The organism is Delftia sp. WSY_16 (genome assembly GCF_043104415.1).
GTDB classification, from domain to species: Bacteria; Pseudomonadota; Gammaproteobacteria; order Burkholderiales; family Burkholderiaceae_C; genus Comamonas; species Comamonas tsuruhatensis.
This window is the reverse complement of the sequence record NZ_JBICKS010000037.1, coordinates 226869-253426: the sequence shown is the minus strand read 5'-3', so window position 1 is coordinate 253426 and position 26558 is coordinate 226869. Positions and strand designations below refer to the sequence as shown.

26 protein-coding genes are annotated in these 26558 nt (G+C 68.6%); 14 read left to right on the top strand and 12 right to left on the bottom strand.

Annotated features, from left to right (window positions below; all coding sequences use genetic code 11):
- The first annotated feature begins 32 nt into the window (after positions 1-32).
- From ACF8O7_RS19125 to ACF8O7_RS19100, 6 genes are read left to right on the top strand one after another with little or no spacing between them, the layout of a single operon-like run.
- Entirely contained in the window at positions 33-1589 is a 1557-nt protein-coding gene (locus tag ACF8O7_RS19125; RefSeq protein ID WP_017405700.1) for a benzoate-CoA ligase family protein, read from the top strand.
- Between the two features lie 58 nt (positions 1590-1647).
- Entirely contained in the window at positions 1648-2811 is a 1164-nt protein-coding gene (locus ACF8O7_RS19120; protein WP_017405699.1) for an ABC transporter substrate-binding protein, read from the top strand.
- Between the two features lie 42 nt (positions 2812-2853).
- The gene (locus ACF8O7_RS19115) at positions 2854-3726 is read left to right on the top strand and encodes a branched-chain amino acid ABC transporter permease (RefSeq protein WP_017405698.1); all 873 of its coding nucleotides are present in this window, start codon (positions 2854-2856) and stop codon (positions 3724-3726) included.
- Positions 3727-3729: 3 nt separating this feature from the next.
- Entirely contained in the window at positions 3730-4815 is a 1086-nt protein-coding gene (locus tag ACF8O7_RS19110; RefSeq protein WP_099753114.1) for a branched-chain amino acid ABC transporter permease, read from the top strand.
- Entirely contained in the window at positions 4808-5566 is a 759-nt protein-coding gene (locus tag ACF8O7_RS19105; RefSeq protein ID WP_392444018.1) for an ABC transporter ATP-binding protein, read from the top strand. The genes ACF8O7_RS19110 and ACF8O7_RS19105 overlap by 8 nt, the downstream gene beginning before the upstream one ends.
- Complete coding sequence (locus ACF8O7_RS19100; RefSeq protein ID WP_392444016.1) at positions 5559-6272, top strand: ABC transporter ATP-binding protein; 714 nt, start codon at positions 5559-5561, stop codon at positions 6270-6272. Before ACF8O7_RS19105 ends, ACF8O7_RS19100 begins: the two co-directional genes overlap by 8 nt.
- A 34-nt stretch (positions 6273-6306) precedes the next feature.
- Here the strand turns inward: ACF8O7_RS19100 and ACF8O7_RS19095 are convergent, their stop codons facing one another.
- The 5 genes from ACF8O7_RS19095 to ACF8O7_RS19075 form a co-directional block, all read right to left on the bottom strand.
- A complete protein-coding gene (locus ACF8O7_RS19095; protein ID WP_277849179.1) occupies positions 6307-7152 on the bottom strand; it encodes a nucleotidyl transferase AbiEii/AbiGii toxin family protein in 846 nt (281 codons plus the stop codon).
- Complete coding sequence (locus ACF8O7_RS19090; RefSeq protein ID WP_016447321.1) at positions 7149-7763, bottom strand: type IV toxin-antitoxin system AbiEi family antitoxin domain-containing protein; 615 nt, start codon at positions 7761-7763, stop codon at positions 7149-7151. The genes ACF8O7_RS19095 and ACF8O7_RS19090 overlap by 4 nt, the downstream gene beginning before the upstream one ends.
- 107 nt (positions 7764-7870) lie before the next feature.
- Complete coding sequence (locus ACF8O7_RS19085) at positions 7871-8344, bottom strand: hotdog fold thioesterase (protein WP_012202024.1); 474 nt, start codon at positions 8342-8344, stop codon at positions 7871-7873.
- 130 nt (positions 8345-8474) lie between these two features.
- Positions 8475-9989 (bottom strand): acetyl-CoA hydrolase/transferase family protein, encoded by a 1515-nt coding sequence (locus ACF8O7_RS19080; protein WP_012202025.1) that lies wholly within the window; start codon positions 9987-9989, stop codon positions 8475-8477.
- 207 nt (positions 9990-10196) lie between these two features.
- A complete protein-coding gene (locus ACF8O7_RS19075) occupies positions 10197-11504 on the bottom strand; it encodes a solute carrier family 23 protein (RefSeq protein WP_392444014.1) in 1308 nt (435 codons plus the stop codon).
- 195 nt (positions 11505-11699) lie between these two features.
- Here ACF8O7_RS19075 and ACF8O7_RS19070 point away from each other — a divergent pair, with 195 nt between their 5' ends.
- The 7 genes from ACF8O7_RS19070 (at position 11700) to minE (ending at position 18970) form a co-directional block, all read left to right on the top strand.
- Entirely contained in the window at positions 11700-13763 is a 2064-nt protein-coding gene (locus ACF8O7_RS19070) for an acetoacetate--CoA ligase (RefSeq protein ID WP_392444012.1), read from the top strand.
- An 88-nt stretch (positions 13764-13851) separates the two neighbouring features.
- Positions 13852-15009: an acyl-CoA dehydrogenase family protein gene (locus tag ACF8O7_RS19065; RefSeq protein WP_013799995.1), complete on the top strand. Its 1158-nt coding sequence runs from the start codon at positions 13852-13854 to the stop codon at positions 15007-15009.
- Positions 15010-15093: 84 nt separating this feature from the next.
- Positions 15094-16110, top strand: coding sequence for an acyl-CoA dehydrogenase family protein (locus ACF8O7_RS19060; protein WP_392444009.1), 1017 nt, complete (start codon positions 15094-15096; stop codon positions 16108-16110).
- 24 nt (positions 16111-16134) lie between these two features.
- Positions 16135-16923, top strand: a complete 789-nt coding sequence (locus tag ACF8O7_RS19055) for a crotonase/enoyl-CoA hydratase family protein (RefSeq protein ID WP_016447325.1) — start codon at positions 16135-16137, stop codon at positions 16921-16923.
- 168 nt (positions 16924-17091) lie between these two features.
- Positions 17092-17838 (top strand): septum site-determining protein MinC, encoded by a 747-nt coding sequence (gene minC, locus ACF8O7_RS19050; protein ID WP_034348623.1) that lies wholly within the window; start codon positions 17092-17094, stop codon positions 17836-17838.
- 49 nt (positions 17839-17887) lie between these two features.
- Positions 17888-18700 (top strand): septum site-determining protein MinD, encoded by an 813-nt coding sequence (gene minD, locus ACF8O7_RS19045; RefSeq protein WP_016452260.1) that lies wholly within the window; start codon positions 17888-17890, stop codon positions 18698-18700.
- Positions 18701-18706: 6 nt separating this feature from the next.
- Positions 18707-18970 carry a cell division topological specificity factor MinE gene (minE, locus tag ACF8O7_RS19040; RefSeq protein ID WP_016447328.1) on the top strand — a complete coding sequence of 88 codons (264 nt, stop codon included), beginning with the start codon at positions 18707-18709 and terminating at the stop codon, positions 18968-18970.
- A 19-nt stretch (positions 18971-18989) separates the two neighbouring features.
- Here minE and ACF8O7_RS19035 read toward each other — a convergent pair whose 3' ends face one another.
- From ACF8O7_RS19035 to ACF8O7_RS19025, 3 genes are read right to left on the bottom strand one after another with little or no spacing between them, the layout of a single operon-like run.
- On the bottom strand, positions 18990-20327 hold the full coding sequence (locus ACF8O7_RS19035) for a sensor histidine kinase (RefSeq protein WP_392444007.1): 1338 nt from the start codon (positions 20325-20327) through the stop codon (positions 18990-18992).
- Complete coding sequence (locus ACF8O7_RS19030) at positions 20317-20997, bottom strand: response regulator transcription factor (RefSeq protein ID WP_016452258.1); 681 nt, start codon at positions 20995-20997, stop codon at positions 20317-20319. The genes ACF8O7_RS19035 and ACF8O7_RS19030 overlap by 11 nt, the downstream gene beginning before the upstream one ends.
- On the bottom strand, positions 20997-21707 hold the full coding sequence (locus ACF8O7_RS19025; protein ID WP_223275184.1) for a PepSY domain-containing protein: 711 nt from the start codon (positions 21705-21707) through the stop codon (positions 20997-20999). The genes ACF8O7_RS19030 and ACF8O7_RS19025 overlap by 1 nt, the downstream gene beginning before the upstream one ends.
- 148 nt (positions 21708-21855) lie before the next feature.
- Between ACF8O7_RS19025 and ACF8O7_RS19020 the strand changes: the two genes are divergently transcribed.
- Positions 21856-23055 (top strand): DUF5666 domain-containing protein, encoded by a 1200-nt coding sequence (locus tag ACF8O7_RS19020; protein ID WP_016452257.1) that lies wholly within the window; start codon positions 21856-21858, stop codon positions 23053-23055.
- Here the strand turns inward: ACF8O7_RS19020 and ACF8O7_RS19015 are convergent.
- The 4 genes from ACF8O7_RS19015 to hpaR all read right to left on the bottom strand — a co-directional run bounded on the left by ACF8O7_RS19015 (position 23052) and on the right by hpaR (position 26539).
- Positions 23052-24467: an amino acid permease gene (locus ACF8O7_RS19015; RefSeq protein ID WP_126311560.1), complete on the bottom strand. Its 1416-nt coding sequence runs from the start codon at positions 24465-24467 to the stop codon at positions 23052-23054. The genes ACF8O7_RS19020 and ACF8O7_RS19015 overlap by 4 nt on opposite strands.
- Positions 24468-24676: 209 nt before the next feature.
- Complete coding sequence (locus ACF8O7_RS19010) at positions 24677-25180, bottom strand: flavin reductase family protein (protein ID WP_016452255.1); 504 nt, start codon at positions 25178-25180, stop codon at positions 24677-24679.
- Between the two features lie 190 nt (positions 25181-25370).
- Entirely contained in the window at positions 25371-26006 is a 636-nt protein-coding gene (locus tag ACF8O7_RS19005) for a PolC-type DNA polymerase III (RefSeq protein WP_016447334.1), read from the bottom strand.
- Positions 26007-26050: 44 nt separating this feature from the next.
- Entirely contained in the window at positions 26051-26539 is a 489-nt protein-coding gene (gene hpaR, locus ACF8O7_RS19000) for a homoprotocatechuate degradation operon regulator HpaR (protein WP_016447335.1), read from the bottom strand.
- Positions 26540-26558 lie beyond the last annotated feature (19 nt).

Below are 26558 nucleotides of genomic sequence, written 5' to 3'. Positions count from 1 at the left end.
GGGCCGGATGCCCGATGTCGAAGGAGACCCCGATGATCGACTTCACCCAGCCCTTCAATTTCGCCGCGCACCTGTTCGCGCTCAATGAGGGGCGGCCCGGCAAGATCGCCTACATCGACGACCACGGCACGCTGAGCTACGGCCAGCTGCAGCAGCAGGCGCGGCGCATGGCCAGCGGCCTGCTGGCGGCGGGCATCCATCGCGAGGAGCGCGTGCTGCTGCTCATGCACGACCGCCATGAATGGGCCGTGGCCTTTCTGGGCGCGCTGTATGCGGGCGTGGTGCCGGTGGCGGTGAACACCTTGCTCACGGCCGACGACTACGCCTACATGCTGGGCCACAGCCGCGCCCAGGCCGTGCTGACCTGCGATGCGCTGCTGCCCCTGCTGCGCCAGGCGCTGGACCGGGCGCCCAACGAGGTGCGCCATGTCTGGGTGGCCGGCGACGAAGCGGCGGCGCGCGCCGCAGGCTTCGCGCCCCTGCAGCCCTGGCTGGCGGCGCAGCCGCCGCTGCCCGCACCGGCGCCCACGCTGGGCGATGACCCGGGCTTCTGGCTGTATTCCTCGGGCTCCACGGGCAAGCCCAAGGGCGCGGTCCACACGCATGCCAATCCGTACTGGACGGCCGAACTCTATGGCGGCCCGGTGCTGGGCCTGGGCGAGGGCGACATCTGCTTTTCCGCCGCCAAGCTCTACTTCGCCTACGGCCTGGGCAATGCCCTGAGCTTTCCGCTGAGCGTGGGCGCCACCGTGCTGCTGATGGCCGAGCGGCCCACGCCCGAGGCCACCTTCGCGCGCTGGGTGCAGCACCGGCCCACGGTATTCTTCGGCGCGCCCACGGGCTTTGCGGGCATGCTGGCCTCGCCCCTGCTGCCCGCGCGCGAGCAGGTCAGCCTGCGCATGTGCTCCTCGGCCGGCGAGGCGCTGCCGGCCGAGATCGCCCAGCGCTTCAAGGCGCATTTCGGCGCCGACATCGTGGACGGCATCGGCTCCACCGAGATGCTGCACATCTTCCTGTCCAACCGGCCCGGCGACATCCGCTACGGCACCACGGGCAAGCCCGTGGACGGCTACCGCGTGGAACTGCGCGGCGAGGACGGCCGCCCCGTGGCCGATGGCGAGGTGGGCGACCTGTTCATCCAGGGCCCCAGCGCCGCCCTCATGTACTGGGGCAACCGGGACAAGACGCGCGAGACCTTCCAGGGCGGCTGGCTCAAGAGCGGCGACAAGTACGTGCGCGACGCCGATGGCTACTACACCTATGCCGGGCGCAGCGACGACATGCTCAAGGTCAGCGGCATCTATGTCTCGCCCTTCGAGGTCGAGGCCACGCTGATGCAGCACCCGGCCGTGCTGGAGGCCGCCGTGATCGGCAAGACCGACGCCGACGGCCTGCTCAAGACCAAGTCCTTCGTCGTGCTCAAGGACGGCTGCACCGCCACCGAGGCTGAACTCAAGGCCTTCGTGAAGCAGCGCCTGGCCGCCTACAAGTACCCGCGCTTCATCGAGTTCGTGGACGAACTTCCCAAGACCGCCACCGGAAAGATCCAGCGTTTCCGCCTGCGTGAACGCGAAGCCAGCGTCGGCTGAACGGCCCCTTCCGATTCCCCTGACAAAAGCAAGACCCATCCACCACAAGGAGACACGCATGAACACCGATCGCAAACACTGGGCAGCCCTCGCCCTGACGGCCTCCCTGTCCTGCGGCGCATATGCGCAGGACAGGATCAAGGTCGGCTTCATGCTGCCCTACAGCGGCACCTATGCGGCACTGGGCTCGGCCATAGAGAACGGCTTTCGCATGTTCGTGAACGAGCAGGGCGGCAGGCTGGGCGGGCGCGAGATCGAGTTCTTCAAGGTCGATGACGAGTCCGATCCGGCCAAGGCCACGGACAACGTCAACCGCCTGATCAAGCGCGACAAGGTCGATGTGCTGGTGGGCACCGTGCATTCGGGCGTGGCCATGGCCATGGCGCGCGCGGCCAAGGAAAGCGGCACCGTGCTCATCGTGCCCAATGCGGGCGCCGATGCGGTCACGGGCGCCATGTGCGCGCCCAACATCTTCCGTTCGTCCTTCTCCAACTGGCAGTCCTCCTATCCCATGGGCGTGGTGGCGGCCAGGCAGGAAGGCAGGAAGACCGCCATGACCATCACCTGGAAATACGCGGCCGGCGAGGAGATGACCAATGCCTTCAAGGAAGGCTTCGAGAAGGAGGGCGGCAAGGTCAGCAAGCAGCTCACCGTGCCCTTTCCCAACGTGGAGTTCCAGGCCCTGCTGACCGAGATCGCGGCCGCCAGGCCCGATGCGGTGTTTGCCTTCTTCGCGGGCGCGGGCGCCGTCAAGTTCGTCAAGGACTACCACGCGGCCGGCCTGCACAAGACCATCCCGCTGTACGGCTCGGGCTTTCTGACCGACGGCACGCTGGAGGCCCAGGGCGAGGCCGCCCAGGGCGTGCTGACCACGCTGCACTACGCCGACGAGCTGGGCACGGAGCGCGACCGGCGCTTTCGCTCCGCCTATGCCCAGGCCTACAAGCTGATGCCCGATGTGTATGCCGTGCAGGGCTACGACGCCGCCCAGATGCTGGGCGTGGGCCTGAAGGCGGCGGGCGGCGACATCGCGAAGAAGGCCGAGTTCCGCCAGGCCATCGAGAAGGCCACCATTCCCAGCCCGCGCGGTGACTTCACCATCAGCAAGTCGCACAACCCCGTGCAGGACATGTACCTGCGCAAGGTCGTGGGCAAGGAGAACCAGCGCATGGGCGTGGCCATCAAGGCCCTGGGCGATACCGGCCGCGGCTGCCGCATGTGAGGCGCGGGGCGCACTCATATACGGACGCATACGGACATCGCCATGGACCTTGCCACCTTTCTCGTGCAGTGCCTGAACGCCGTCCAGTACGGGCTGCTGCTGTTCCTGCTGGCCTCCGGCCTGACGCTGATCTTCGGGATCATGGGCGTGATCAACCTGGCCCATGGCAGCTTCTACATGATCGGCGCCTACATGGCCTTTGCGCTGTCCCCGCTGCTGGGCCAGCACTTCATCACCATGCTGCTGGCCGGCGTGGCGCTGACCGTGGTGCTGGGCTATGCGCTGGAGTGGGCCTTCTTCAGCTACCTCTACGAGCGCGAGCACCTGCAGCAGGTGCTGATGACCTTCGGGCTGATCCTGGTGTTCGAGGAGCTGCGCTCGCTGCTGGCGGGCAACGACGTGCATGGCGTGCCGCTGCCCGGCTGGCTGTCGGGCAGCTTCTCGCTGGGCGGGCTCATGAGCTATCCGTGGTACCGGCTGTTCGCCTCGGGCGTGTGCCTGCTGGTGGCGCTGGCGCTGTACTGGGTGGTCCACCGCACGCGCCTGGGAATGATGGTGCGCGCGGGCGCCAGCAACCGCGACATGGTGCGCGGCCTGGGCATCGACGTGAAGCGCCTGTACCGCATCGTCTTCGCCATCGGCGTGGCGCTGGCGGCACTGGCGGGCATGATCGCCGCGCCCATGAGTTCGGTCTATCCGGGCATGGGCGGCAACGTGCTCATCATCTGCTTCGTGGTGGTGGTGATCGGCGGCATCGGCTCGATCACGGGCGCGCTGCTGGCCTCGCTGCTGGTGGGCTTTGTCGATACCTTCGGCAAGCTGTTCTTCCAGGAGCTCAGCGGCATGAGCGTCTACCTGCTGATGGCGGTGGTGCTGGTGTGGCGGCCCCAGGGCCTGATGGGGCAAAGGAGCTGAACAATGGCCGTATCCAATCCTTCTCCGGCGCTACTGGCAGCTGCCGTGCAGCCCCTGCAGCCTGTGCAGCCCGTAGAGATGCCGCAGCGCGCCTGCCGATGGCAGGCCTGCGCCGTGCCGCTGGCCTGCGTGGCGCTGCTGGCGCTGGCCGGCCCCTGGTGGTCGGACTATCTGTCGGGCCTGGTGGTCAAGACCATGATCCTGGCCATCTTCGCGCTCAGCCTGCAGCTGCTGGTGGGCGGCACGGGCCTGGTGAGTCTGGGGCATGCGGCCTTCATGGGCCTGGGCGCCTATGCCGCCGTGCTGTCCGCAGGCAACGAGGGCGGCAGCCTGCCGGCCATGCTGGGCTGGGCGCTGCTGGCCTCGGGTGGCTATGCGCTGCTGGTGGGCCTGCTGAGCCTGCGCACGCGCGGCATCTACTTCATCATGGTGACGCTGGCCTTCGCACAGATGGCCTACTTCGTGGTCCACGACACGGGCATCGGCGGCGGCAGCGATGGCATCTACCTGATGGCCCGGCCCGCGCTGGGCGCCATCGACATGGAAATCCCGCGCGTGCAGTACTACGTGGTGCTGGCCGCCCTGGTGCTGGTCTATGCCTTCCTGGCCGGGCTGCGCCAGTCGCGCTTCGGCGCGGCGCTGGCGGGCATACGCGTCAACGAACAGCGCATGCGTGCGGCCGGCTTCACCACCTACGGGTACAAGCTCGCGGCCTTCGTGCTGGCCGGCATGCTGGCTGGCGTGGCAGGCTTTTTGCTGGCGGTGCGCGATGCCGTGGTCAACCCCGAGCTGCTGTCCTGGCACCACTCGGGCGAGGTGCTGCTGATGGTCATCCTCGGCGGCCTGGGCTCGCTGCGCGGCGCCGTGCTGGGCACGGTGGCCTTCATCGCGCTCAAGGAGGTGCTGTCCACGCATGCCATCGTCGGCCCCATGGCCGACCACTGGCAGCTGAGCCTGGGCCTGGCCATCATCGTGCTCGTGGCCCTGCTGCCGAAAGGACTGATGGGGCTGATCGGGCTGGCGGGCCTTGCACGGCAACGCGCTGGAGTGCACAACGAGGTCCATCACAAGGAGGCCGGACATGGCTGATGCGGCACTGCTTTCGGTGCGCGGCCTCACGCGCCGCTTCGGCGGGCTCACGGCCGTGGGCGACGTGGACCTGGACCTGCACGAGGGCGAGGTCCATGCCGTGATCGGCACCAACGGCGCGGGCAAGTCCACCCTGGTCAACATGCTCTCGGGCGAACTGGCGGCCAGCGCGGGGCGCATTGCGCTCGCCGGCCAGGACGTCACGCGCATGCCCCAGCCCCGGCGTGCGCGTGCCGGCGTGGGCCGCAGCTACCAGCGCACCACCATCTTTCCCGAGTTCTCGGCGCTGGAGAACTGCCGGCTCGCGGCCCAGGCGCAGATGGCGCTCAGGCCCTGGCAGCTGGGTCTGTCCGCACAGCGCTGCGCGGCCAGCCTGCGCCAGGCCCATGCGGCCCTGGAGCGTGCGGGCCTGGCCGGGCAGGCCCAGGCCGTGGCCGGCACGCTGAGCCACGGCGCCAAGCGCCAGCTTGAAGTGGCCATGTGCCTGGCCACCGGCCCGCGCGTGCTGCTGCTGGACGAACCGCTGGCCGGCATGGGCGCCGAGGAGACCGAGCGCATGCTGGCCCTGCTGCAGGAGCTCAAGCGCGGCCATGCGGTACTGCTGGTCGAGCACGACATGGACGCCGTGTTCCGCATCGCCGACCGCATCACCGTGATGGTCAACGGTTGCGTGGTGGCCACGGGCACGCCTGCGCAGATCCGTGTCGATCCGGTCGTGCGTACAGCCTACTTGGGAGAAGACCATGACTGAGCCCATGTTCGCCATCGACGAGCTGCATACCTACTACGGCGACAGCCACATCCTGCAGGGCGTGAGCCTGGCGCTGGGCGCGGGCCAGGCCGTGGGCCTGCTGGGGCGCAACGGCATGGGCAAGACCACGCTGATCCGCACGCTCATGGGCTATGTTCCGGCACGCTCCGGCCGCCTGCGTGCCGATGGCCGCGACTGCACGGGCGCGCCGCCCGAGCGCATGGCGCGGCTGGGCATTGGCTATGTGCCAGAGGGGCGCGGCATCTTCCCCAACCTCAGCGTGCGCGAGAACCTGGTCATGAGCGCCCGCCCCGGCCTGCAGGGCGAGCGCCACTGGACGCTGGAGCGCGTGCTCGACACCTTCCCCCGGCTCGCGGAGCGGCTGTCCAACGGCGGCGACCAGCTCTCTGGCGGCGAGCAGCAGATGCTGTCCATAGGCCGCGCGCTGATGACGCACCCGCGCCTGCTCATCCTCGACGAAGCCACCGAAGGCCTGGCCCCCCTGGTCGTCGCCGAAATCTGGCGCGTGATCGCCGCCATCCGCAGCACCGGCATCTCCACCCTGATCGTGGACCGCGACTACAAAAAGGTTCTGGCCCACACCGACCGCGCCGTCGTCATGGCCAAGGGCCGGCTGGCGCTGCAGGCCGACTCGCGGGAGCTGCTGGCGCAGCCGGAGCGCCTGTCGGAGTTGCTGGGGGTTTGAGATGGCGGGGGATGTGGAGGACTTCCAGGCGGTATCAGAAGATGCCGCATTGCTGGAATTCCTCTCGCAGCCTTGCCACGACAGGGGCCAGCTCCAGCGCTTCAAGCCGGTTCTTCTTCAGGAAGGCGGCCCACTGCGCCTGCTTGGCCGCATCGCTGCTGAAGCCATCGCTCAATCCGGCTGGCAGGCCTGCGGGCAGCGCGAGTTGGCGGCGCTCGAAGGTCGCTGCCATGGCGCGCCGCAGTTCGGCAGGGTCCAGCGTGCCTTCGGTCATCAATACCCAGAGATCGAAGTAGTCCTTCATCCGGGTATTGGCCATGCCCAGCAGGCATATCGCGTGGAGTTTTTCGGCCACCACGGTGTACTTGGGGTAGCTGCGCAGTTGCGGTGCGGGCAGGCCGTCGAGCAGCACGGGGTAGCGGATGGCTTGTGGCGATGGTGTCACGGCATCGCCGAAGCCTATGTCCACCTGCAGCGTGATGCGTGCACCGTCCAGCGTGGCGCGCAGGTCAATCCGTACTCCGCCATAGCCGGCTTCCTTGCGGATGGTGGTTCCACGCACCGACGCGGCATCGAAGGCAATGCCGTCGTCCACGGCAATCCGGCAGATCTCGCGGAAAGCGCTCACCGCCGAGTCAACGTCGTCCAGGCCAAAGCCCAGCAGATCGGCGTCGCGGGTCGGCCTGTGCGGCTGCTCGTACCAGATGGCAAACAGCAGTGCGCCCTTGAGCAGATAGCTGTCCGCATGGGGCGAGATGGACAGGCGGTACAGCAGGCGCTCCAGGCCATAGTAGGTGAGCGTGAGGTTGAAGTCCTGCCTGCGGGCGTCCGCGCATTGCTTCAAACGTGCACGGATCGAGGCTGCGATATCGCGGCTCATGCGGCGATGCTTTCAAGGTAGGGGCGCATCACATTGCTGACGCGGTCGATGGCTGCGTAGTGCCAGAGCGCGTCGGCCGTCAGCTTGCGTTGTGCCCATCCGTCGCGCAGTGCTTCCAGCGCCACATCCAGGCCGATCTTGTTGCGGTACTTGAAGCAATCGGCCACGGTCTTCGATGCGTTGAAGACGGCGACACCGACGCCATCGATCTGCAGGGTTTCCACGCCTTCGGACAGTGCCGCACCGGACATGCGGATGGCGCGCAATGCAGGCTGGTCTATGCGGGGCGTGGGCGAGTGATGGGGAATGGCCATCCACACCTCGAAGGGCGCCTGCGTTCCTATGCCGTGGACCCGCAGCGCGGACAGCAGGCAGACCACCCCTTGCGGTACGCGCAGGGCCACTTCCGCCAGCGAGCGGTGCTCGCTGAGCGGCCGGCCCGGCAGGCTGTACAGGCCGCGTGCAACGCGTTCAAGGCGGCCTGCCGCGACCAGCCGGCTCAGCGCCATGGTCGGCAGGCCAAGCGCGGCAAGGTCGCGTGCGCGCAGCAGCGGCCGTTGTTCGGCCAGTGCCAGAACGGCTTGTTCGAGCGCGGAGCCAGGAGCGGGCATGCCGGAGTCTGTTGTATTGATTAGGCAATTATCAATAACTGAAGAAGAAATACAACGGACAACAGCAACGTGACCGAGAGCGCGACGGTTCTCGGTCCATCAAGCTGTCAGGGCTGGGCCGCCACCGGCGGCTGCGCCGCGAGCTTGACGTTCTGCGCATGCGTGGGCGGCAGCAGCGCCATGGTCAGGCTGCAGGTGCAGGTCAGGCGGCCGGTTTCGTCGTGCAGTTCGATGGCCCAGACATGGGTGGTCTGGCCCAGGTGCACGGGGCGGGCCGTGCCCGTGACCCAGCCCTGGCGCGCGGCGCGCACATGGTTGGCCGAGACGTTCAGGCCCACGCTGCGCCAACCTTCGGGGATGGAGCAGGCCGCGGCCACCGAGCCCAGGGTCTCGGCCAGCACCACGTTCACGCCGCCGTGCAGGATGCCGTAGGGCTGGCAGGTGCGCTGGTCCACGTGCACGCGGCCGCGCAGGAAGTCGTCACCGATCTCGGTGAACTCGATGCCCAGGTGCGAGACGGCCGTGTCGGCGCTCAGCGAGGTGATGTCTTCAAGGGTGAAGCTGCGCTTCCAGATCGGCATGGGAGAAGTCCTGTGGGTGCAACGAAAAAGACGGCCCCGTGGGCCGTCCTTGCATGCTACGCCAGTCCGGGCAGCCATGCCGATGGCTGCCTGTAGCCCAGGAGACTGCGCGCTGGCGCGCTTGTGCGGGTCAGGCGCGCATGTCGCCCGTTTCGACAAAGCGCTGGTGCCAGCTCAGCGCTTCGCCCAGGATGTGCGGCGTGTGCAGCGCGCCCTGGCGCTGGGCGCGGTCGAAGTAGTCCTGCAGCTGGGGGCGGAAGTCGGGATGGGCGCAGCGGTCGATGATGACCTGGGCGCGCTTGCGCGGCGACAGGCCGCGCAGGTCGGCCAGGCCCTGCTCGGTGACGATGATCTGCGTGTCGTGCTCGGTATGGTCCACGTGCGAGCACATGGGCACGATGCAGCTGATCTTGCCGCCCTTGGCCACCGAGGGCGTGACGAAGAAGGACAGGTAGCCGTTGCGCGCGAAGTCGCCTGAGCCGCCGATGCCGTTCATCATCCCCGTGCCCATGACGTGGGTGGAGTTGATGTTGCCGTAGATGTCGGCCTCGATCATGGAGTTCATGGCGATCACGCCCAGGCGGCGCACCAGCTCGGGGTGGTTGCTGATCTCCTGGGGGCGCAGGATGATGCGCTCGCGGTAGAAGTCGATGTTCTCCTCGAAGTCCCTGTAGGCGCTGCCGGACAGCGAGATCGAGGTGGCCGAGGCGCGGCTCATCTTGCCCGCGCGCAGCAGGTCCAGCATGCCGTCCTGCAGCACCTCGGTGAAGCCCAGCAGGTTCTCGAACGGACCCGTCAGCAGGCCGGCCAGCACGGCGTTGGCCACGTTGCCCACGCCCGACTGGATGGGCAGCATCTCCTTGGGCAGGCGGCCCATCTTCATCTCGTGCGCGAGGAAGTCGATGATGGACGCGGCGATCAGGTTGGAGTTGGCGTCGGGCTGGGCGAAGACGTTGTCGCGGTCGCCCTTGTGGGTCTCGACCACGGCGACCACCTTGGCCGGGTCCACGCGCAGGTAGGGCTCGCCGATGCGGTCATCGGCATGGGTCAGGGCAATGGGCACGCGGCGCGGCGGGATGGCCGTGCCGTAGTAGATGTCGTGCATGCCTTCCATCTTGGCCGGCGGCTTGGTGTTGACCTCCAGGATCACCTTGTCGGCAATCTCCAGCCAGGTCTTGTTGTTGCCCACGGCGGTGGAGGGGATGAGGCGTCCGTCCTCGGTCACGCCCAGCACCTCGACCACGGCCACGCTCATGGGGCCCAGGAAGCCGAACCACGCATGCTGGGCCACGTGGGACAGGTGCATGTCGATGAAGTCGATCTCGCCGGCATTGATCCTGGCGCGGCAGGTCGGGTCGGTGTTGAAGGGCAGGCGCTGGCCCAGTGCGCCGGCCTCGGCCAGGGCGCCGTCCATCTCGGCGGCCGTGGAGGCGCCGGTCCAGACATTGATCTTGTAGGGCCGGCCGGCCGCGTGTTCGCTCTTGGCGTGCTGGGCGATGGCCTGGGGCAGGGCCTTGGGGTAGCCCGCGCCCGTGAACCCGCTCATGCCGACGTTGACGCCGTGGGGGATCAGGGCGGCGGCCTGCTCGGCCGTCATGGTGCGCGAAAGGAATTCTGGGAAACGTACGCGGTCTGCGAGGGACATCTATGGCTCCGGCTGACGGCTCGCTCCAGCCGGCAGGGTGCCGCAGTGCTGGCTTGCAAGCCTAAAAAAAACCGCCCCATGCAAGAACGCAAGGGCGGTATATCTCCGGAAACCGATGGTAGCAGCGCTGGCAGGGGCCCTCGGGTTTCCCCGTAAAGGCCCTGCCGCGCAGTCAAAGGTTCAAAGAATGTTTGCGTGTGCTCACATTCAATGAATCAGTGGCTGATCGTCGCGTGCGTGATCCAGCAGCGCGTACAGGATGATGGCGCCGAAAGTCGCGGTCCCGATGCCGCCCAGCGCGAAGTCGCCGAACTTGAGCGTGAAGTCGCCCGTGCCCAGGATCAGGGTGATGGCCGCCACGATCAGGTTCTTGTTCTGCGAGAAGTCCACGCGGTTGTCCACCCAGATCTTGGCGCCGGCCACGGCGATCAGGCCGAAGACCACGATGGACACGCCGCCCATCACGGGCAGCGGGATCGCCTGGATCAGCGCGCCGAACTTGGGCGAGAAGCCCAGCAGCACGGCCAGGACGGCGGCCACGAAGAACACGGCCGTCGAGTAGATGCGCGTGGCGGCCATCACGCCGATGTTCTCGGCATAGGTGGTCACGCCGGTGCCGCCGGCCGCGCCGCTGACCATGGTGGCCACGCCGTCGCCGATGAAGGCCCGGCCCATGTACTGGTCCAGGTTCTTGCCCGTCATGGCGGTCACGGCCTTGATGTGGCCCAGGTTCTCGGCCACCAGGATGATGACCACGGGAACGATGAGCACCATGGCCGGGCCGCTGAACACGGGCGCGTGGAACTGGGGCAGGCCGAACCAGGCGGCATTGGCCACGCCTGACAGGTCCACGGGCTTGCCCATGCCCAGCACATTGGTGAACAGGCCGTACAGCAGGCTGGCGGCGATCAGGCCCACCAGGATCAGCAGGCGCTGCACCATGCCGCGCGTGAACACGGCCACCAGGCCCACGCAGACGAAGGTCAGGGCCTGCATCCACGACTCGAAGTTGTTGGCCGCCATGTTCTTGACGGGGATGGCCGCCAGGTTCAGCCCGATCACGGCCACCACGGCGCCCGTGACCACGGGCGGCATGAAGCGCTCGATCCAGCGCGTGCCCACCATCTGCACCACCAGGCCGATCAGCGCATAGACCGCGCCGCAGGCAATGATGCCGCCCAGCGCCACGCCGATGTTGCCGTTGGCGCCCTTGCCGCCATAGGCCGTGGCTGCGATCACCACGCCGATGAAGGCAAAGGACGAACCCAGGTAGCTGGGCACCTTGCCGCCCGTGATCAGGAAGAAGATCAGCGTGCCGATGCCGCTCATGAGCACGGCCACGTTGGGATCGAACCCCATGAGGATGGGCGCCAGCACGGTGGAGCCGAACATGGCGATCACGTGCTGTATGCCCATCAGCCCGGTCTGGGGCCAGGGCAGGCGCTCATCGGGGCCGATCACGCCTCCCCGTTGCAGCTGGTTGGCGGATTTTTCCGTCCATTGGAAAAGGCCCATGTGGCATCGCTCCTTGTAAAAAATTGGCGCGATATTAGAGGCATTTGTTTTCTGGCAGGAGGGGGCGAGCGGAAATTTTTTCCCAGTGTTTGTGCGCAGATACGCGATCCGGCCCGCAGACTTTGTCGCCCAGGTGCCAGGCTAGTGGCTTTCCCGTCTGGGCTCGCGGGCAGCGCGCGCGTACCGTGGCCGGTCATGAGCCACACCCCTGCCTTCATCCCCCAGATCCGCCTGTACCAGGACTGGCTGCGCGAGCGCCACGGCCTGCAGTTCGACAGCTACGACGCCCTGTGGCGCTGGTCGGTCACCGACCTGGACGCCTTCTGGCAAAGCATCTGGGACTACAACGCGCTGCAGTCGCCCACGCCGCACACGGCCGTGCTGGAGCGCAACACCATGCCCGGCGCCCAGTGGTTTCCGGGTGCCCAGATCAACTACACGCGCCAGGCGCTGCGCCATGTGGATGCCGCCCATGCGGCCGGCATGCCCGCCGTGGTCAGCCGCAACGAGACGGGCCGCCACCGCGAACTGTCCTGGCCCGAGCTGCGCCGCCAGGTCGCCGCCCTGGCCCTGCACCTGAAGGCCCAGGGCGTGGGCCGCGGCGACCGCGTGGCTGCCTACCTGCCCAACATCCCCGAGGCCATGGTCGCCCTGCTGGCCACGGCCAGCCTGGGCGCCGTCTGGAGCATCTGCGCGCCCGACATGGGCACCAACGCGGTGCTGGACCGCTTTCGCCAGATCGCGCCCAAGGCGCTGATCGCCGTCGATGGCGTGCACTACGCCGGGCGCGATATCGACCGCATGGCCGTGCTGGCGGAGCTGCGCGCAGGCCTGCCCAGCGTGGAGCATGTGGTCCTTGTGCCCAACCTGGACCTGCAGGCCAGGCTGGCCGATGCCGCCGACTACGGCCAGGTCACGGCGCGCGACGACGCGGCCACGGCGGCCTTCGAGCCCGAATGGCTGCCCTTCGACCACCCGCTGTGGATCGTCTACTCCAGCGGCACCACCGGCCTGCCCAAGCCCATCGTCCACGGCCATGGCGGCATGGTGCTGGTGGCCCTGCAGCTCAAGGCCCTGCACAACGACGTGGGCTGCAGCTACCACCCCAACAGCTGGGGCGAGCGCTACCACTGGTACAGCTCCACGGGCTGGGTGATGTGGAACGCCCAGGTCTCGGGCCTGCTGGGCGGCACCACCTGCGTGATCTTCGACGGCAGCCCCGGCGGCAGCAAGGACAGGCCCGACTGGGGCGTGCTGTGGCGCTTCGCGGCCGAGACCGGCGTGACCAGCTTCGGCTCGGGCGCGGCCTTCTACGCCAACTGCATGAAGGCCGGCGTGGACCTGGCCCAGTGCGGCGACCTGTCGCGCATCCGCAGCCTGGGCACCACGGGCTCGCCGCTGTCGCCCGAGGTGCAAAGCTGGGGCACGGCGCAGTTCGCCAACATGGGACGGCCTGACATCTGGTGGAACAACATCTCGGGGGGCACCGACTTCGCGGGCGCCTTCATCGGCGGCCACCGCGAACTGCCGCAGCAGCCGGGCATCATGCAGTGCCGCCAGCTGGGCGCGGCCGTGGAGGCGTGGAACGAGCAGGGCCAGCCCGTCATCGACGAGGTGGGCGAGCTGGTCTGCACCCAGCCCATCCCCTCCATGCCGCTGTACCTGTGGGGCGATGCGGACGGCAAGCGCTACCTGTCCAGCTACTTCGACATGTACCCGGCCGGCCACGGCCGCGCGCCCGGCGGCGGTGACGGCCCCGCCGCCATGGGCCCGGTCTGGCGCCACGGCGACTGGATACGCATCCTCCCGGAGGGCGGCTGCATCATCTACGGCCGCAGCGACGCCACCATCAACCGCCACGGCCTGCGCATGGGCACCAGCGAGATCTACAGCGCCGTCGAGGCCCTGCCCGAAGTGCTGGACTCCATGGTCGTGGACCTCGAATACCTGGGCCGCGAAAGCTACATGCCGCTGTTCGTGGTGCTGCGCCCGGGCGTGGATCTGGACAATGCCCTGCGCGCGCGCCTGCAGGGCGCCATCCGCCAGGCCCTGTCGCCGCGCTTCGTGCCCGACGAGATCGTGCAGGTGGCCGAAATCCCGCGCACGCTCAGCGGCAAGAAGCAGGAGCTGCCCATCAAGAAGCTGATGCTGGGCCAGCCGCTGGACAAGGTGGTCAACAAGGAGGCCATGGCCAACCCGGGCTGCCTGGACTGGTATGTGGGCTTTGCGGCGCAGCATGCCAAGGCACAGGCTGCCTGATATTCAAACGGTATCAGTGGCTCGGTTTTTAATATTGGACTGCGACAGACCGGCTGCCTAGAGTGGGGTCCAACCATGGAGCCCTGCAATGAGCGTGCTTGATTCCCTTGCCCTGACCCGCATCCCCGCCGAGGACGAAGCCCTGCGCGCCGAGGTGCGCGCCTTCCTCGCCCAGGCCATAAGCGGCCTGCCGCCCCATGTGCGTGCGCGCTCCTGGGGCGGCTACAGCGCCGAACTGAGCCGGCAGCTGGGCGAAAAGGGCTGGATTGGCGTCACCCTGCCGCGCGAGTACGGCGGCGGCGGGCGCAGCGCCTTCACGCGCTATGTGCTGGTGGAGGAATACCTGGCCTGCGGCGCGCCCGTGGGCTCGCACTGGATTGCCGACCGCCAGAGCGGCCCGCTGATCCTCAAGTACGGCACCGAGGCGCAAAAGCGGTTCTACCTGCCGCGCATCTGCCGGGGCGAGGCCTTCTTTTGCATTGGCATGAGCGAGCCCGGCGCGGGCTCGGACCTGGCCAGCGTGAAGACGCGCGCCGCGCCGAACGGCAAGGGCTTCGTGCTCAACGGCCAGAAGATCTGGACCACCAACGCCCACCACTGCCACTACATGATCGCCCTGGTGCGCACCTCGGGCGAGGCGGGTGACCGGCACAAGGGGCTGTCCCAGGTCATCGTGGACCTGTCGCTGCCGGGCGTGACCGTGCGGCCCATCACCGACCTCTCGGGCGACAGCCATTTCTGCGAAGTCTTCTTCGACAACGTGCAGCTGCCGCCCGACGCCCTGATCGGCCAGGAAGGCCAGGGCTGGGAGCAGGTCACGGCCGAGCTGGCCTTCGAGCGCAGCGGGCCCGAGCGGCTGTTCTCCAGCATCGTGCTGTTCGACGAATGGCTGGCCTGGCTGCGTGCAACGGGCGAGCGCAGCGAAGGCGCGCTGCGCCTGGCCGGCCGCGTGTTCACCGAGCTGGCCCCGCTGCGCGCCATGTCGGTGGCCGTGCAGGACAAGCTGGTGCGCGGCGAAAGTCCCATCGTCGAGGCGGCCCTGGTCAAGGAGCTGGGCACGACGCTGGAGCAGTCCATTCCCGCCGCCATCGCCGACGACCTGTTCGCACGCGAGGCGTCCGAGGTTCCGCTGGAGCTGCTGCGCACCCTCAACTACGTGACGGAGGTTGCGCCTTCGTATTCGCTGCGCGGCGGCACGCGCGACATCCTGCGCGGAATGATCGCGCGTGGCCTCGGCCTGCGTTGAATAAGGTTCCCCTTGAGTTGGGGCGCGCCAGTTTCAAACGGAACGCCCAAGGCCTGGCGTCATGTGTCATGAATGGAGAGAGACATGGAAGACGATTTGTTTGCCGACGCCGCGCGCCAGCTGCTGCAGGGCGAGTGCACGCCCGCGCGGGTGCGCGCCATCGAGGCCGGGGGCTCGCCCCGGGCGCTGTGGCAATCGCTGGAGCAGGCCGGCTTTGCCGATGCCCTGGTGCCTGAGCACGCGGGCGGCGCGGGGCTGGCGCTGTCGCAGCTGTTCGATGTGTGGTCGCAGGCCGGCGCCCATGCGCTGCCCGTGCCGCTGGGCGAGACCATGCTGGCGCGCGCGCTGCTGGCTGGCGCGGGGACGGAGCGTCCACCAGGGGCCATCGCGTTGGCGCAAGGCCTGCTCCAGCCGGATGGCAGCCTGCACTGCGCACCCGTGCGCCTGGGAGCGGTGGCGGACAGCGTGCTGGTGCAGCATGCGCAGGGCTGTAGCCTGCTGCCCGTGGCGCAGGCGCAGTCCGAGCCAGCGGCCTTCTGCCTGGACGTGAACCTGCGCTGGAGCGCCGATCAGGTCCGCGCGGCACCTGCTCCCGCTATCGCCCTGCCGGATGGGCTGGACCTGCGCACGCTGCAGGCCGGCCTGGTGGCGGCGCAGCTGGCGGGCGCGCTCATGGAGGTGTTCCAGCGCACGCTGCAGTATGCGAATGACCGCCAGCAGTTCGGCCGCCCCATCGGCAAGTTCCAGGCCATACAGCACCAGCTGGCGGTGATGAGCGAGCATGTCTTCGCCGCGCGCATGGCGGCCCGGCTGGGCTGCGCGGGGCAGGGCATCTTCCCCGATCGGCTGCGCGTGGCCGTGGCCAAGGCGCGCTGCAGCCAGGCCGCGCTGGCCGTGGCCGAGGCGGCCCACGCCATCCACGGCGCCATGGGCTTCACCGAGGAATACGACCTGCAACTGCTCACGCGCCGCCTGCATGCCTGGCGCCAGACGGCGGGCTCCGAGTCGTACTGGCACGGTGTGGCAGGCGCCGCGCTGGTCCATGGCCACGCGGGCAGCACGCTGGACCTGATCCGTTCGACCACCGACATCACCGCATAAACCCTTGCTCAAGGAGTCTTCTCCATGTCCTTTCTGAACATCGCCCGCGACGGCGCCATCTGGACCCTCACCATGAACCAGCCCGAGACGCGCAATGCGCTCACGGGCAACACGGCCGTGGAGGAATTCGTGCAGGTCTGCGACGAGATCCGGCGCGACGCCTCGGTCAAGGCCGTCATCCTCACGGGCGCCGGCCCCATCTTCAGCTCGGGCGGCAACGTCAAGGACATGCAGCGCTTCTTCGACGACGCGCTCACGCCCGACGCCATCCGCGAGGAGTACCGCCAGGGCATACAGCGCATTCCGCGTGCCCTGACCCAGCTGGACGTGCCCGTGATCTGCGCCATCAACGGCCCGGCCATCGGCGCGGGGCTGGACCTGACCTGCATGTGCGACATCCGCATCGCCAGCGAGACGGCCACCTTTGCCGAGAGCTTCGTGCGCGTGGGCATCGTCCCCGGGGACGGCGGCGCCTGGCTGCTGCCGCGCGCCGTGGGCCGCGCCAAGGCGGCCGAGATGGCGTTCACGGGCGAGGCCATCGACGCGCAGCAGGCCCTGGCCTGCGGCCTGGTCAGCCGCGTCGTGCCGGCGGACCAGCTGCTGCCCACGGCACGCGCGCTGGCCGACAAGATCGCCGCCAACCCCGGCGCCGTGATGCGCATGACCAAGCGCCTGCTGCGCGAGGGCGAGCACAGCACGCTGGAGTCGCTGCTGGAGCTGTCCGCCGGCTACCAGGCCCTGGCCCACAAGACCGCCGACCACCGCGAGGCCGTGATGGCCTTCGTGGAGAAGCGTAAGCCCCGGTTTCAGTGACCGGGCCCGCCCGGCCCCCGCCACGGGGGCATGGGCCGTGTGTGACACAACACAAATGGACACTCCCCGGGGCCCGCCTCCCGGCGGGAGTGGGCGCCCATGTACTGCACACACAGTACACTTTGCGCGTCGAGAGGCAACTCTCCCATCCACCGCACTCCCAGTCCCATGGCCGTTGAAACGACGAGTACTGCCCGCCCCAGCTTCGACCTCAAGAGCGCGCAGCTGCCCGTGGTGGCCGTGACCCTGCGGGATACCGACGTACGTGCGCTCGTGGCCGACCTGGCCCAGCGCCTTGCCGACGACCCGGATTTCTTCGACAACGACCCCGTGCTGATCGACCTGGCCCATGTGCGCGAGGCCGAGGAGGCCATCGACTTCGCCGTGCTCGTGGAGGCGCTGCGCTTTCACCGCACCGTGCCCGTGGCCGTGCGCGGCGGCAGCCCGGCGCAGATGGAGGCGGCGCGTGCCGCAGGCCTGGCGCCCGCGCCCGAGGCCGCACCCGTGCGGCCCACGGTGCCCGAGATCGAGATCCAGGAAGTCGTGCGCGAGATCGAGGTGGTGCGCGAGGTGCCTGCTCCCCAGGCCGACGCCCTCATCGTGGACAAGCCGCTGCGCTCGGGCCAGCGCGTCTATGCGCGCGGCACCGACATCGTGGTGCTGGCCATGGTCAGCTATGGTGCCGAAGTCATCGCCGACGGCAACGTCCATGTCTACGCGCCGCTGCGCGGCAGGGCCATCGCCGGGGCGCGCGGCAACACCGAGGCGCGCATCTTCAGCACCTGCATGGAAGCACAGCTGCTGTCGATTGCCGGCATCTATCGCACAATCGAGACCGATCTCCCCGCGGATGTGGCCGCCAGGCCCGCCAAGGTGCGTCTCGACGGCGAGAAAATCCTCATCGAGCCGGTATGACACCGGACCCTTCTTCTTTGCTCTCCAGTCTTTAAGGAACCGTGCAAACATGGCCAAAATAGTCGTCGTGACCTCCGGCAAGGGTGGCGTGGGCAAGACCACCACCAGCGCCAGCTTCGCATCGGGCCTCGCATTGCGCGGGCACAAGACCGCCGTCATCGATTTCGACGTGGGCCTGCGCAACCTGGACCTGATCATGGGCTGCGAGCGCCGCGTGGTCTACGACCTGATCAACGTCATCCAGGGCGAGGCCAACCTCAACCAGGCCCTGATCAAGGACAAGCAGTGCGACAACCTCTTCGTGCTGGCCGCCTCCCAGACGCGTGACAAGGATGCGCTCACGCAGGACGGCGTCAAGAAGATCCTGGACGACCTGGCGGGCATGGACTTCGAGTACATCGTCTGCGACTCGCCGGCCGGCATCGAAAGCGGCGCGCTGATCGCCATGCACTTCGCCGACGAGGCCCTGGTCGTGACCAACCCCGAAGTCTCCTCCGTGCGCGACTCCGACCGCATCCTGGGCATGCTCAGCTCCAAGACCGCGCGCGCCATCGCGGGCGAGAGCGTCAAGGAACACCTGCTGATCACGCGCTACAACCCCAACCGCGTGCAGGACGGCCAGATGCTGTCGCTGGAGGACATCCAGGACATCCTGCGCATCGAGCTGATCGGCGTCGTGCCCGAGTCCGAAACCGTGCTGCAGGCCTCCAACCAGGGCATTCCCGCCGTGCACATGCAGGGCTCGGACGTGGCCGAGGCCTACCAGGACGTGGTCGCGCGCTTCCTGGGCGAGGAAAAGCCCATGCGCTTCACCGAAGCGCAAAAGCCCGGCTTCTTCAAACGCATGTTCGGGGGGAGGTAAGCGGCCATGTCCATGCTCTCTTTCCTGCTCGGAGAAAAGAAGAAGACGGCCTCGGTGGCCAAGGAGCGCCTGCAGATCATCCTCGCGCGCGAGCGCGTGGGCGGCAATGGCGGCGGTCCCGACTACCTGCCTGCGCTGCAAAAGGAGCTGATGGCGGTGATCTCCAAGTACGTGGACATCGACGTCAACGACATCAAGGTGCACCTGGAGCGCCAGGAAAACCTGGAAGTGCTCGAAGTCAAGATCGAACTGCCCGACGCCGCGCGCTGAGCGCCGCCCGGCGCCGTGCTCAGCCCAGGCGCAGCGTGCAGCGCAACCCGCCCAGCGGGCTCGGCCCCATCTCCAGCGATCCACCATAGGTCTCGGCGATGTCGCGCACGATGGCCAGGCCCAGGCCGTGGCCCTGGGCCTGTTCGTCGAAGCGGACACCGCGCTCCATGGCCTGCGCGAGATGCTCCGGCGCCAGGCCTGGGCCGTCGTCATCGATCTGCAGCAGCGTCGTCGTGCCATCCTGGCACACGGCCAGCGTGACGCGGCTGCGTGCCCACTTGCCGGCGTTGTCCAGCAGGTTTCCCGCCATCTCCTCCAGGTCCGAGGCCGCGCCGCGCCAGCGCAGCCCATGGCCGGGCAGCGGCGTGGAGGTCTGGATGGACCAGGACAGGCGCCGCTGGGCGTGGATCTGGCGCATGGCATCCAGCAGCCGGGCCAGCACCTCATCCAGCGCCACGCTGCCGGCGCTGCCGGCGCCGCTGGCAAAGCGCGCCAGATGGCGGTCGATGGTGTGGGACATGGCCTGTACCTGGTCACGCAGCCACGGGCCATCGACCTGATGGCCGCGTGCCTGGATGCCGAGCACGGCCAGCGGCTTCTTGAGCGCATGGCTCAGGTCGGCCGCCTGGTGGCGCGCGCGCTCCACGACCTGGGCATTGCGCTGCAGCACCTGGTCCACGGCCTCGGCAATCGGGTCCAGGTCGGGGCCGAAGTGCCGCCCCAGCTGCGTGCGTGCGCCGTCTTCCATGTCCTGCAGCGCCTGCTGCAGGCTGCGCAGCGGCTGCAATCCCAGGCGCACCAGCGCCACCGTGCACAGCAGCAGCGCGGCGACCAGGCCCAGCTCGGTGACCAGCAGGATGCGGTCGATTCGGCGCCATTCCTGGCGCGTACCGTCCAGCGGGCCGAAGACATGCAGCTGCACGCGCCGGCCCGCGACATCGAAGCTGCGGCGCAGTCCCAGCAGTTCGCGCCCCTGCGGCCCGCGCAGCGACAGCAGCGTCTCGCTGCCCTTGTGCCGGGGCCAGGGACGGGCCTCGTCCAGCTCCAGGCTGTCGTCCCAGACCGAGCGCGACTGCTGCAGCCGCCCGTCCTGCTCCAGTGTCCAGTACCAGCCCGAGAAAATGCGGCCGAACTCGCCGCGATTGAGCCGCGTGCCCTGTCCGGTCAGGGGCCCAGGGGACTGCAGCTCGGCCTGCAGCCGCTCGGCGCGGTCCTGCAGGCCGGCCTTGAAGCTGCGCAGCACCGCATCGTGCAACTGCTCGCGCAGCAGCCAGCTGGCGGCCGTGCCGCAGGCCAGCGTGGCCACCAGGCTCAGTGCCAGCAGGCGCTCCGACAGGCCCCAGTGTCTAGGACGCATGGTCGCCGCTGGCCTGCTGCAGGCGAAAGCCCCGTCCGCGCTCGGTATGGATCAGGCCATGCGGGGACAGTTTGCGGCGGATGCGGCCGACCAGCACGTCCACGGTGTTGGAGTCCGGGTCCAGGTCGCGTGCGTAGACATGCTCGCTGATGTCGGCGCGGCTGACGAGCTGTCCATGCCGGTTGGTCAGAAAGCTCAGGATGCGTTGCTCCTGCGCGGTCAGCGCAAGCGGCCGACCTTCGAGCGTGAAGCGGTCTGCCATGGTGTCGTAGGCCAGCGGGCCTATCTGCACCAGGGGCCGGCTGCTGCCTGCTGCGCGCCGGTGCAGCACACGCAGCCGCGTGACGACCTCCTCGTGCAGAAAGGGCTTGGTCAGGTAGTCGTCCGCGCCGGCCTGGAAGGCCGTGAGCTTGTCGCTCCAGCGGTTGCGGGCCGTGAGCACCAGCACGGGAAAGGAGCGGCCCTGCTCGCGCCAATGGCGCAGCACCGAGACGCCGTCCTGTCCTGGCAGCCCCAGGTCCAGCAAGGCGGCGTCATAGTGTTCGACGCTGCCCAGTTCCTGGGCGAGGCGGCCGTCCGCGCAGCACTCGGCCAGCATGCCGGCCTCCTGCAGGATGGCCTGCAGGCCTGCAGCAAGATCGGCGTCGTCTTCGACGATGAGCACCCGCATCAGCGCAGTCCGTCCTCTTCGATGGGCTGGCCGCTGTACGCATCCACATGCACTTCGATGCTGCGGCCGGCGCTCAGCTGCAACTCGACCTCGTAGTAGGCGCGCTGCCGGACGTCGATCTTGAGCTCGGCCTCTGTGGCGCGGGCCTGGTACTTGCGCTCCAGTTCCTCAAGAATGCGCGGCAGCGGTTGCAGCGTGGCGGCCTGCTCCCGGCTCAGGACAGGCTCCGCCAGGATGCGGCCCGTCTGGGCGTCGGCGCGCAGCAGCTGCTCACGGCCTTCGCGCGTGAGCAGCTGGATCTCGTAGTAGGGCCTGGGGCTGCGCGTTTCCTCCAGCTCGATCTGCAGCACGGTGCCGGGATGCAAGCGGGTGACGGCTGCCGCCACGGCGGACATGGGTATCAGCACGGCGGTGGTCGCGCCCGGCCGGGGGATGTCCTGTCCCGTGACTGCATCGATATAGATCTCTGTGCGCTGGCCATTGGCGAGCTTGATTTCGTACCAGCGCCGGCCGTCGGCGCCGCGCTCGAGTTCGATGTCGATGACGCGCCCTTTGTGGCGCTGCTGCACGTCCTGGAGGATTTCCGCCAAGGGCCGCAGGCGCTTGGACTGCACCTCGCGGCGCACGCTTTCATGCTCCGCTGGCGTGGTGGCAGAGGCGGGCGCCAGCGGCAAGGCCAGCAAGGCAGCAAGTGCGAGGCGGAGTTTCACGGCCACGCATCTTATGTGCACGTTCTTAAACAGTGCATGAACGCGCCATTCATGCGCGGTTTAGGCGCCTTTGCCGACACTGCAGGCGGTTGCACCGATGGCCCCGCCGCGGTGCCTTTTCATCTGTTTCTTTCTGGCATCGAACACCATGCATTTTCTTCGCTTTTCCCGCTCCGCCCCGCCATTGCCCCGGGTCCTGGGCGCTGGCGCGCTCTCGCTGTCCGTGCTGCTGGCCGCCTGCGGCGGTGGCGGCGGCGGGGCTGACAAGCCCGCCCCCACGCCGGTCACTCCCAGCGCCAGCTATGCGTCGGGCACCATTGACGGCTTCGGCTCCATCCTGGTCAATGGGGTGCGGTATGACGAGCGCCAGGCCCGGATCACCGATGGCGATGGCGTCCTGCTGGCCAGCGATGCGCTCAAGCTGGGCATGGCGGTCCATGTCACGGCCGACCCCGTGACCACCGGCAGCGATGGTGTGGCGCGCGCCATGGCCCGCCAGATTCTTGTGCGCAGCGATCTGGAAGGTCCGTTGAGCGCGGTCGTGGGCGACCGGCTGACCGTATTGGGCCAGACCGTGATCGTCGATGCGGCCACGGTGTTCGAGGACGGCCGCGCGGCGGCGCTGCAGGTCGGCCGTGTGCTGGAAGTCCACGGCCTGCGCGATGCGCAGGGCCGCATTCTTGCCAGCCGCATCGAGATCGAGGATGACGCCGACGAGCCCTGGCGCCTGCGCGCGCCTGTGGATGCCGTTGACATGTCGCGCCGCACCCTGCGCATCGGCGAGGCCGTCGTCAACTGGAGCGGCGTGCAGGTTGCCGCCGCGCTGGCTGCCGGCGACGTGGTCAGCCTGCGCCTGGCGCGCCAGCCCGATGCCGCCGGCCTGTGGGTGGCCACCGCACTGTCGGTGCAGCGTCCCACGCTGCCCGAACAGGCAGGCGTGGAGGCCGACGTCACCGGCCATATCACCCGCATGGACTCGCCGACCCGCTTCGTCGTGGACGGCCTGAGCGTGGATGCGGGCAGCGCCGCACGCCTGCCCGCAGGCCTTGCCGTGGGCGACCTGGTCGAGGTCGAGGGCATGTTCCAGGACGGGGTGCTTCGCGCCTCCGAGGTCGAGCGCAAGCTGCGGCTGGACAGTGACGATGGCTTCGAGATCGAGGGCCGCATCACCGCTGTCGACAGCCTGGCCGGCATCTTCGAGCTGCGCGGCGTGCGCGTGGACTATCGCAATGCGCGCTTCGAGGATGGCAGCGCTGCCCAAATTGCCGTGGGGCGCGTGGTCGAGGTCAAGGGCCGGCTCTCGGTCGATGGCGCGATGGTGGTGGCCACCGAGGTCGAGTTCGACTAAGGGTTCGCGTTCGCCGCAGGCCGCATCGCCTCGCTCTGCGCACGCGCGGCGGCGGGGCGCACCCACAGCAGGTAGGCGGCGCCCAGCAGCACGATCCACAGGCCGCCCACGACCAGCGCGGCACGGGTGTGGGGGAAGTAGCCGAGCACGCCCAGCACCAGCAGCATGAAGCCGATGGCGGCCAGCGGCGCGGCGGGCCACAGCGGGACCGGAAACTTCAGCGCGGCCACCTGCCGCGGGCTCATGCGGCGGCGCGCCGCGAACTGCGACAGCAGGATCATCAGCCAGACCCAGACCGTGGCGAAGGTGGCGATGGAGGCGATCAGCAGGAACACGTCCTCGGGAATCAGGTAGTTCAGCACCACGCCGGCCAGCAGTGCCACGGCCATCACCACCACCGTCATCCAGGGCACGCCATGGCGCGAGACGCGGCCGAAGCCGGCGGGGGCCTGGCCCTGGTGCGCCATGCCGTACAGCATGCGGCCGGCGCCGAAGATGTCGCTGTTGATGGCCGACACGGCCGCCGAGATCACCACGATGTTGAGGATGGTGGCGGCCGAGGAAATGCCCAGGCCGCTGAAGATCTGCACGAAGGGGCTGCCCTGGCTGCCGATCTGCGGCCAGGGGAAGATGCTCATCAGCACGAACAGCGTGAGCACGTAGAACAGCAGGATGCGCAGCGGCACGGCGTTGATGGCGCGCGGGATCACGCGCGCCGGGTCCTTGGCCTCGCCGGCCGAGATGCCGATGATCTCGATGCCGCCGAAGGCGAACACCACCACCGCCAGCGATGCGATCAGGCCCGGGATGCCATTGGGCATGAAGCCGCCGTGCACCCACAGGTTCTGCACGCCGGTGGGCGCCTGGTCGGACGCCATGCCGAAGCCGAACACCATGATGCCCAGGCCGCCGCCGATCATGGCGATGATGGCCGCCACCTTCAGCAGGGACAGCCAGAACTCCATCTCGCCGAACACCTTGACCGAGCACAGGTTGAGCGCGCCGATGAAGCAGACGATGGACAGCACCCAGATCCAGCGCGGCACCTCGGGAAACCAGAACCCCATGTAGATGCCGAAGGCCGTCACGTCGGCCAGGCAGACGATGACCATCTCGAAGGTATAGGTCCAGCCCGTGATGAAGCCGGCGAACGGGCCCAGGTAGTCGCTGGCGTACTGGCCGAAGGAGCCGGGCACGGGGTTGTGCACGGCCATCTCGCCCAGCGCGCGCATCACCATGTAGACCGCCGCGCCCGCCAGCAGGTAGGCGATCAGCACCGAGGGGCCCGCCTGCTGTATGGCCTTGGCCGAGCCGTAGAACAGCCCCGTGCCTATGGCCGAGCCCAGCGCCATGAAGCGTATGTGGCGGGCCGACAGCCCTCGGTGCAGGCTGCCTGCAGATGGTGAACTCATGTGCTGTCTCCCCCCGTCATTGGTGAAATGGCCGCCGCATCCACGGGCTTCATCGGCCTGCGGATGGGTCTGTGCTCAGATGTATAAGCCTGTATATACAATATGCGCAGACACCGATTTCCCGGACCGGGGATTACCCGGAGGCGGGAAGGAACGGGAATGGGGGAGTGGCCGAAAGAGGCGAAGAGAGTGCTGCCGCGGGCCCGGGCTCAGCCCAGGCCGCCCGTGTGCATGCGGCCTGCGTGGTACAGCAGCGGCGTGTGGCCGGCCTGGTGGCTGCACTGCTCGACCTCGCCGATGAAGATCACATGGTCGCCCTCTTCATGGCGATGGCGGTTGCGGCACTCGAAGACGGTGGTGGCTTCGGTCAGCAGCGGCACGCCCTGGGCCGAGCTGCGCCAGGCGGTGTTGGCGAAGCGGTCCACGCCCTTGCGCGCGAACAGCTCGGCCAGGGGCTTTTGCGAGGCCGACAGCACGTGGATGGCGTAGTGCGAGCAATGCTGGAACACGGGCAGCGAGGCCGCCGACAGTGCCATGCTCCACAGCACCAGCGGCGGTGTGAGCGAGACCGAGTTGAACGAGCTCACGGTGACGCCCACCGGATGGCCCTGCGGGCTGCGCGCGGTGACGATGGTCACGCCCGTGGCGAACTGGCCCAGCGCGTCGCGGAACTCGCGCGACGAGAACGGGGCCTGAGGGGCCAGGTTGGCCATGGCGGCAGGAGGCAGGGCGGAATTCACGGGTGCAAGAACCAGGCGGCAGCAAGGCGGCAGCAGGGCTGCCGCGTTTGGGACGGGCGCCCGTAGCCGGGCAGCAACCGTGCATTATGGGTGCGGATGCCGGCAGATGCGGCCGATGGGGATTTGGCCAGGGAGGTCTTTGCCTTGCGTGCGCCGTGCCGGCTCACAGCGCCATGCGCATCTGGGCGGGCGCGGCGTTCTCCTGCAGCCAGCCTGCCATGCGGGCGCGCGCGCAGCGCTGCAGCCGCATCAGCAGTGCATGCTCGGGCCAAGCCAGCGCATAGCGCCGGCACAGGTCCTGCTGCATGCGCGCCAGCAGGGCGGCGGCCATCTCGGCATCGGCCAGCGCCCGGTGGGCACGCTCGGCCACGGGCAGGCCCAGGTGGGCGGTGAGCCGGCTCAGGCTGTGGCTGGGCGCGTCGGGATAGATGCGGCGCGACAGCAGCACGGTGCAGGCAAAGGGCTGGGGCGCGGCCTCGCCGGCCAGGGCCAGTTCGGACTGCCAGAACTTGCTGTCGAAGGCCGCGTTGTGCGCCACCATGGGCGCGCTGCCCACAAAGCGGGCGGCATCGCGCATCACCTCCTCGGCGGGCGGCGCGGCTGCGACCATGGCATTGGTGATGCCGGTCAGCCGCGTGATGAAGGGCGGTATCCAGGCACCCGTGCGCATCAGGCTCTGGAAGCGGTCCACGACCTGGCCGCCCTCGATCAGCACGATGGCGACCTCGGTGGCACGCGCGCCCTGGGCGGGCGCCATGCCCGTGGTTTCAAAGTCGATGACGGCAATCGGCTGCGGCATGGGGCGATTGTGCCCGGCAGTGCCCGACCGGCGTGCCGGGGCGGCTATTCCTCGGCCTGGCTGCCGTCGGCCGCGCCCAGGCGCTGCACGACCTGGTCGAGCAGGGCGTAGAGCTGCTCGATCTCTTCATGGCCCACCAGGCGCTCGATCTCGGCATAGGTCTCGGAGGAATGCGGCGCGATCTCGGCCACGATGGCGTGGCCGGCCGCCGTGAGCTCGAACTCGGCGCCGCGCATGTCGCTGGCGTGGCGCGACCGCTCCACCAGCTGCCGGCCTTCCAGCGTCTTGAGCAGGCGCGAGAGGCTGGGCATGCTGATGTAGGTGGCCTGCGACAGCTCCATGGGCCGCAGCCTGTGCGTGACCGCCGCCATGGCGCGCAGCACGCGCCACTGTTGTTCGGTCAGGCCATGGGCGCGCAGCATGGGCCGAAAGCGCACCATGACCGATTCGCGTGCGCGCAGCAGCGCCATGGGCAGGGAGCGCGAGAAGGCGCGCAGCGGCTCGGGGGCAAAAGAGGTCGTGGTCTGGGGCATGTTCGGCAGCATCTGTCGG

Coding starts and splice junctions, on each gene's coding strand:
- ACF8O7_RS19125 (WP_017405700.1), top strand. CDS start 33: ATGATCGACTTCACCCAGCCCTTCAATTTCGCCGCGCACCTGTTCGCG.
- ACF8O7_RS19120 (WP_017405699.1), top strand. CDS start 1,648: ATGAACACCGATCGCAAACACTGGGCAGCCCTCGCCCTGACGGCCTCC.
- ACF8O7_RS19115 (WP_017405698.1), top strand. CDS start 2,854: ATGGACCTTGCCACCTTTCTCGTGCAGTGCCTGAACGCCGTCCAGTAC.
- ACF8O7_RS19110 (WP_099753114.1), top strand. CDS start 3,730: ATGGCCGTATCCAATCCTTCTCCGGCGCTACTGGCAGCTGCCGTGCAG.
- ACF8O7_RS19105 (WP_392444018.1), top strand. CDS start 4,808: ATGGCTGATGCGGCACTGCTTTCGGTGCGCGGCCTCACGCGCCGCTTC.
- ACF8O7_RS19100 (WP_392444016.1), top strand. CDS start 5,559: ATGACTGAGCCCATGTTCGCCATCGACGAGCTGCATACCTACTACGGC.
- ACF8O7_RS19095 (WP_277849179.1), bottom strand. CDS start 7,152: ATGAGCCGCGATATCGCAGCCTCGATCCGTGCACGTTTGAAGCAATGC.
- ACF8O7_RS19090 (WP_016447321.1), bottom strand. CDS start 7,763: ATGCCCGCTCCTGGCTCCGCGCTCGAACAAGCCGTTCTGGCACTGGCC.
- ACF8O7_RS19085 (WP_012202024.1), bottom strand. CDS start 8,344: ATGCCGATCTGGAAGCGCAGCTTCACCCTTGAAGACATCACCTCGCTG.
- ACF8O7_RS19080 (WP_012202025.1), bottom strand. CDS start 9,989: ATGTCCCTCGCAGACCGCGTACGTTTCCCAGAATTCCTTTCGCGCACC.
- ACF8O7_RS19075 (WP_392444014.1), bottom strand. CDS start 11,504: ATGGGCCTTTTCCAATGGACGGAAAAATCCGCCAACCAGCTGCAACGG.
- ACF8O7_RS19070 (WP_392444012.1), top strand. CDS start 11,700: ATGAGCCACACCCCTGCCTTCATCCCCCAGATCCGCCTGTACCAGGAC.
- ACF8O7_RS19065 (WP_013799995.1), top strand. CDS start 13,852: ATGAGCGTGCTTGATTCCCTTGCCCTGACCCGCATCCCCGCCGAGGAC.
- ACF8O7_RS19060 (WP_392444009.1), top strand. CDS start 15,094: ATGGAAGACGATTTGTTTGCCGACGCCGCGCGCCAGCTGCTGCAGGGC.
- ACF8O7_RS19055 (WP_016447325.1), top strand. CDS start 16,135: ATGTCCTTTCTGAACATCGCCCGCGACGGCGCCATCTGGACCCTCACC.
- minC (WP_034348623.1), top strand. CDS start 17,092: ATGGCCGTTGAAACGACGAGTACTGCCCGCCCCAGCTTCGACCTCAAG.
- minD (WP_016452260.1), top strand. CDS start 17,888: ATGGCCAAAATAGTCGTCGTGACCTCCGGCAAGGGTGGCGTGGGCAAG.
- minE (WP_016447328.1), top strand. CDS start 18,707: ATGTCCATGCTCTCTTTCCTGCTCGGAGAAAAGAAGAAGACGGCCTCG.
- ACF8O7_RS19035 (WP_392444007.1), bottom strand. CDS start 20,327: ATGCGTCCTAGACACTGGGGCCTGTCGGAGCGCCTGCTGGCACTGAGC.
- ACF8O7_RS19030 (WP_016452258.1), bottom strand. CDS start 20,997: ATGCGGGTGCTCATCGTCGAAGACGACGCCGATCTTGCTGCAGGCCTG.
- ACF8O7_RS19020 (WP_016452257.1), top strand. CDS start 21,856: ATGCATTTTCTTCGCTTTTCCCGCTCCGCCCCGCCATTGCCCCGGGTC.
- ACF8O7_RS19015 (WP_126311560.1), bottom strand. CDS start 24,467: ATGAGTTCACCATCTGCAGGCAGCCTGCACCGAGGGCTGTCGGCCCGC.
- ACF8O7_RS19010 (WP_016452255.1), bottom strand. CDS start 25,180: ATGGCCAACCTGGCCCCTCAGGCCCCGTTCTCGTCGCGCGAGTTCCGC.
- ACF8O7_RS19005 (WP_016447334.1), bottom strand. CDS start 26,006: ATGCCGCAGCCGATTGCCGTCATCGACTTTGAAACCACGGGCATGGCG.
- hpaR (WP_016447335.1), bottom strand. CDS start 26,539: ATGCCCCAGACCACGACCTCTTTTGCCCCCGAGCCGCTGCGCGCCTTC.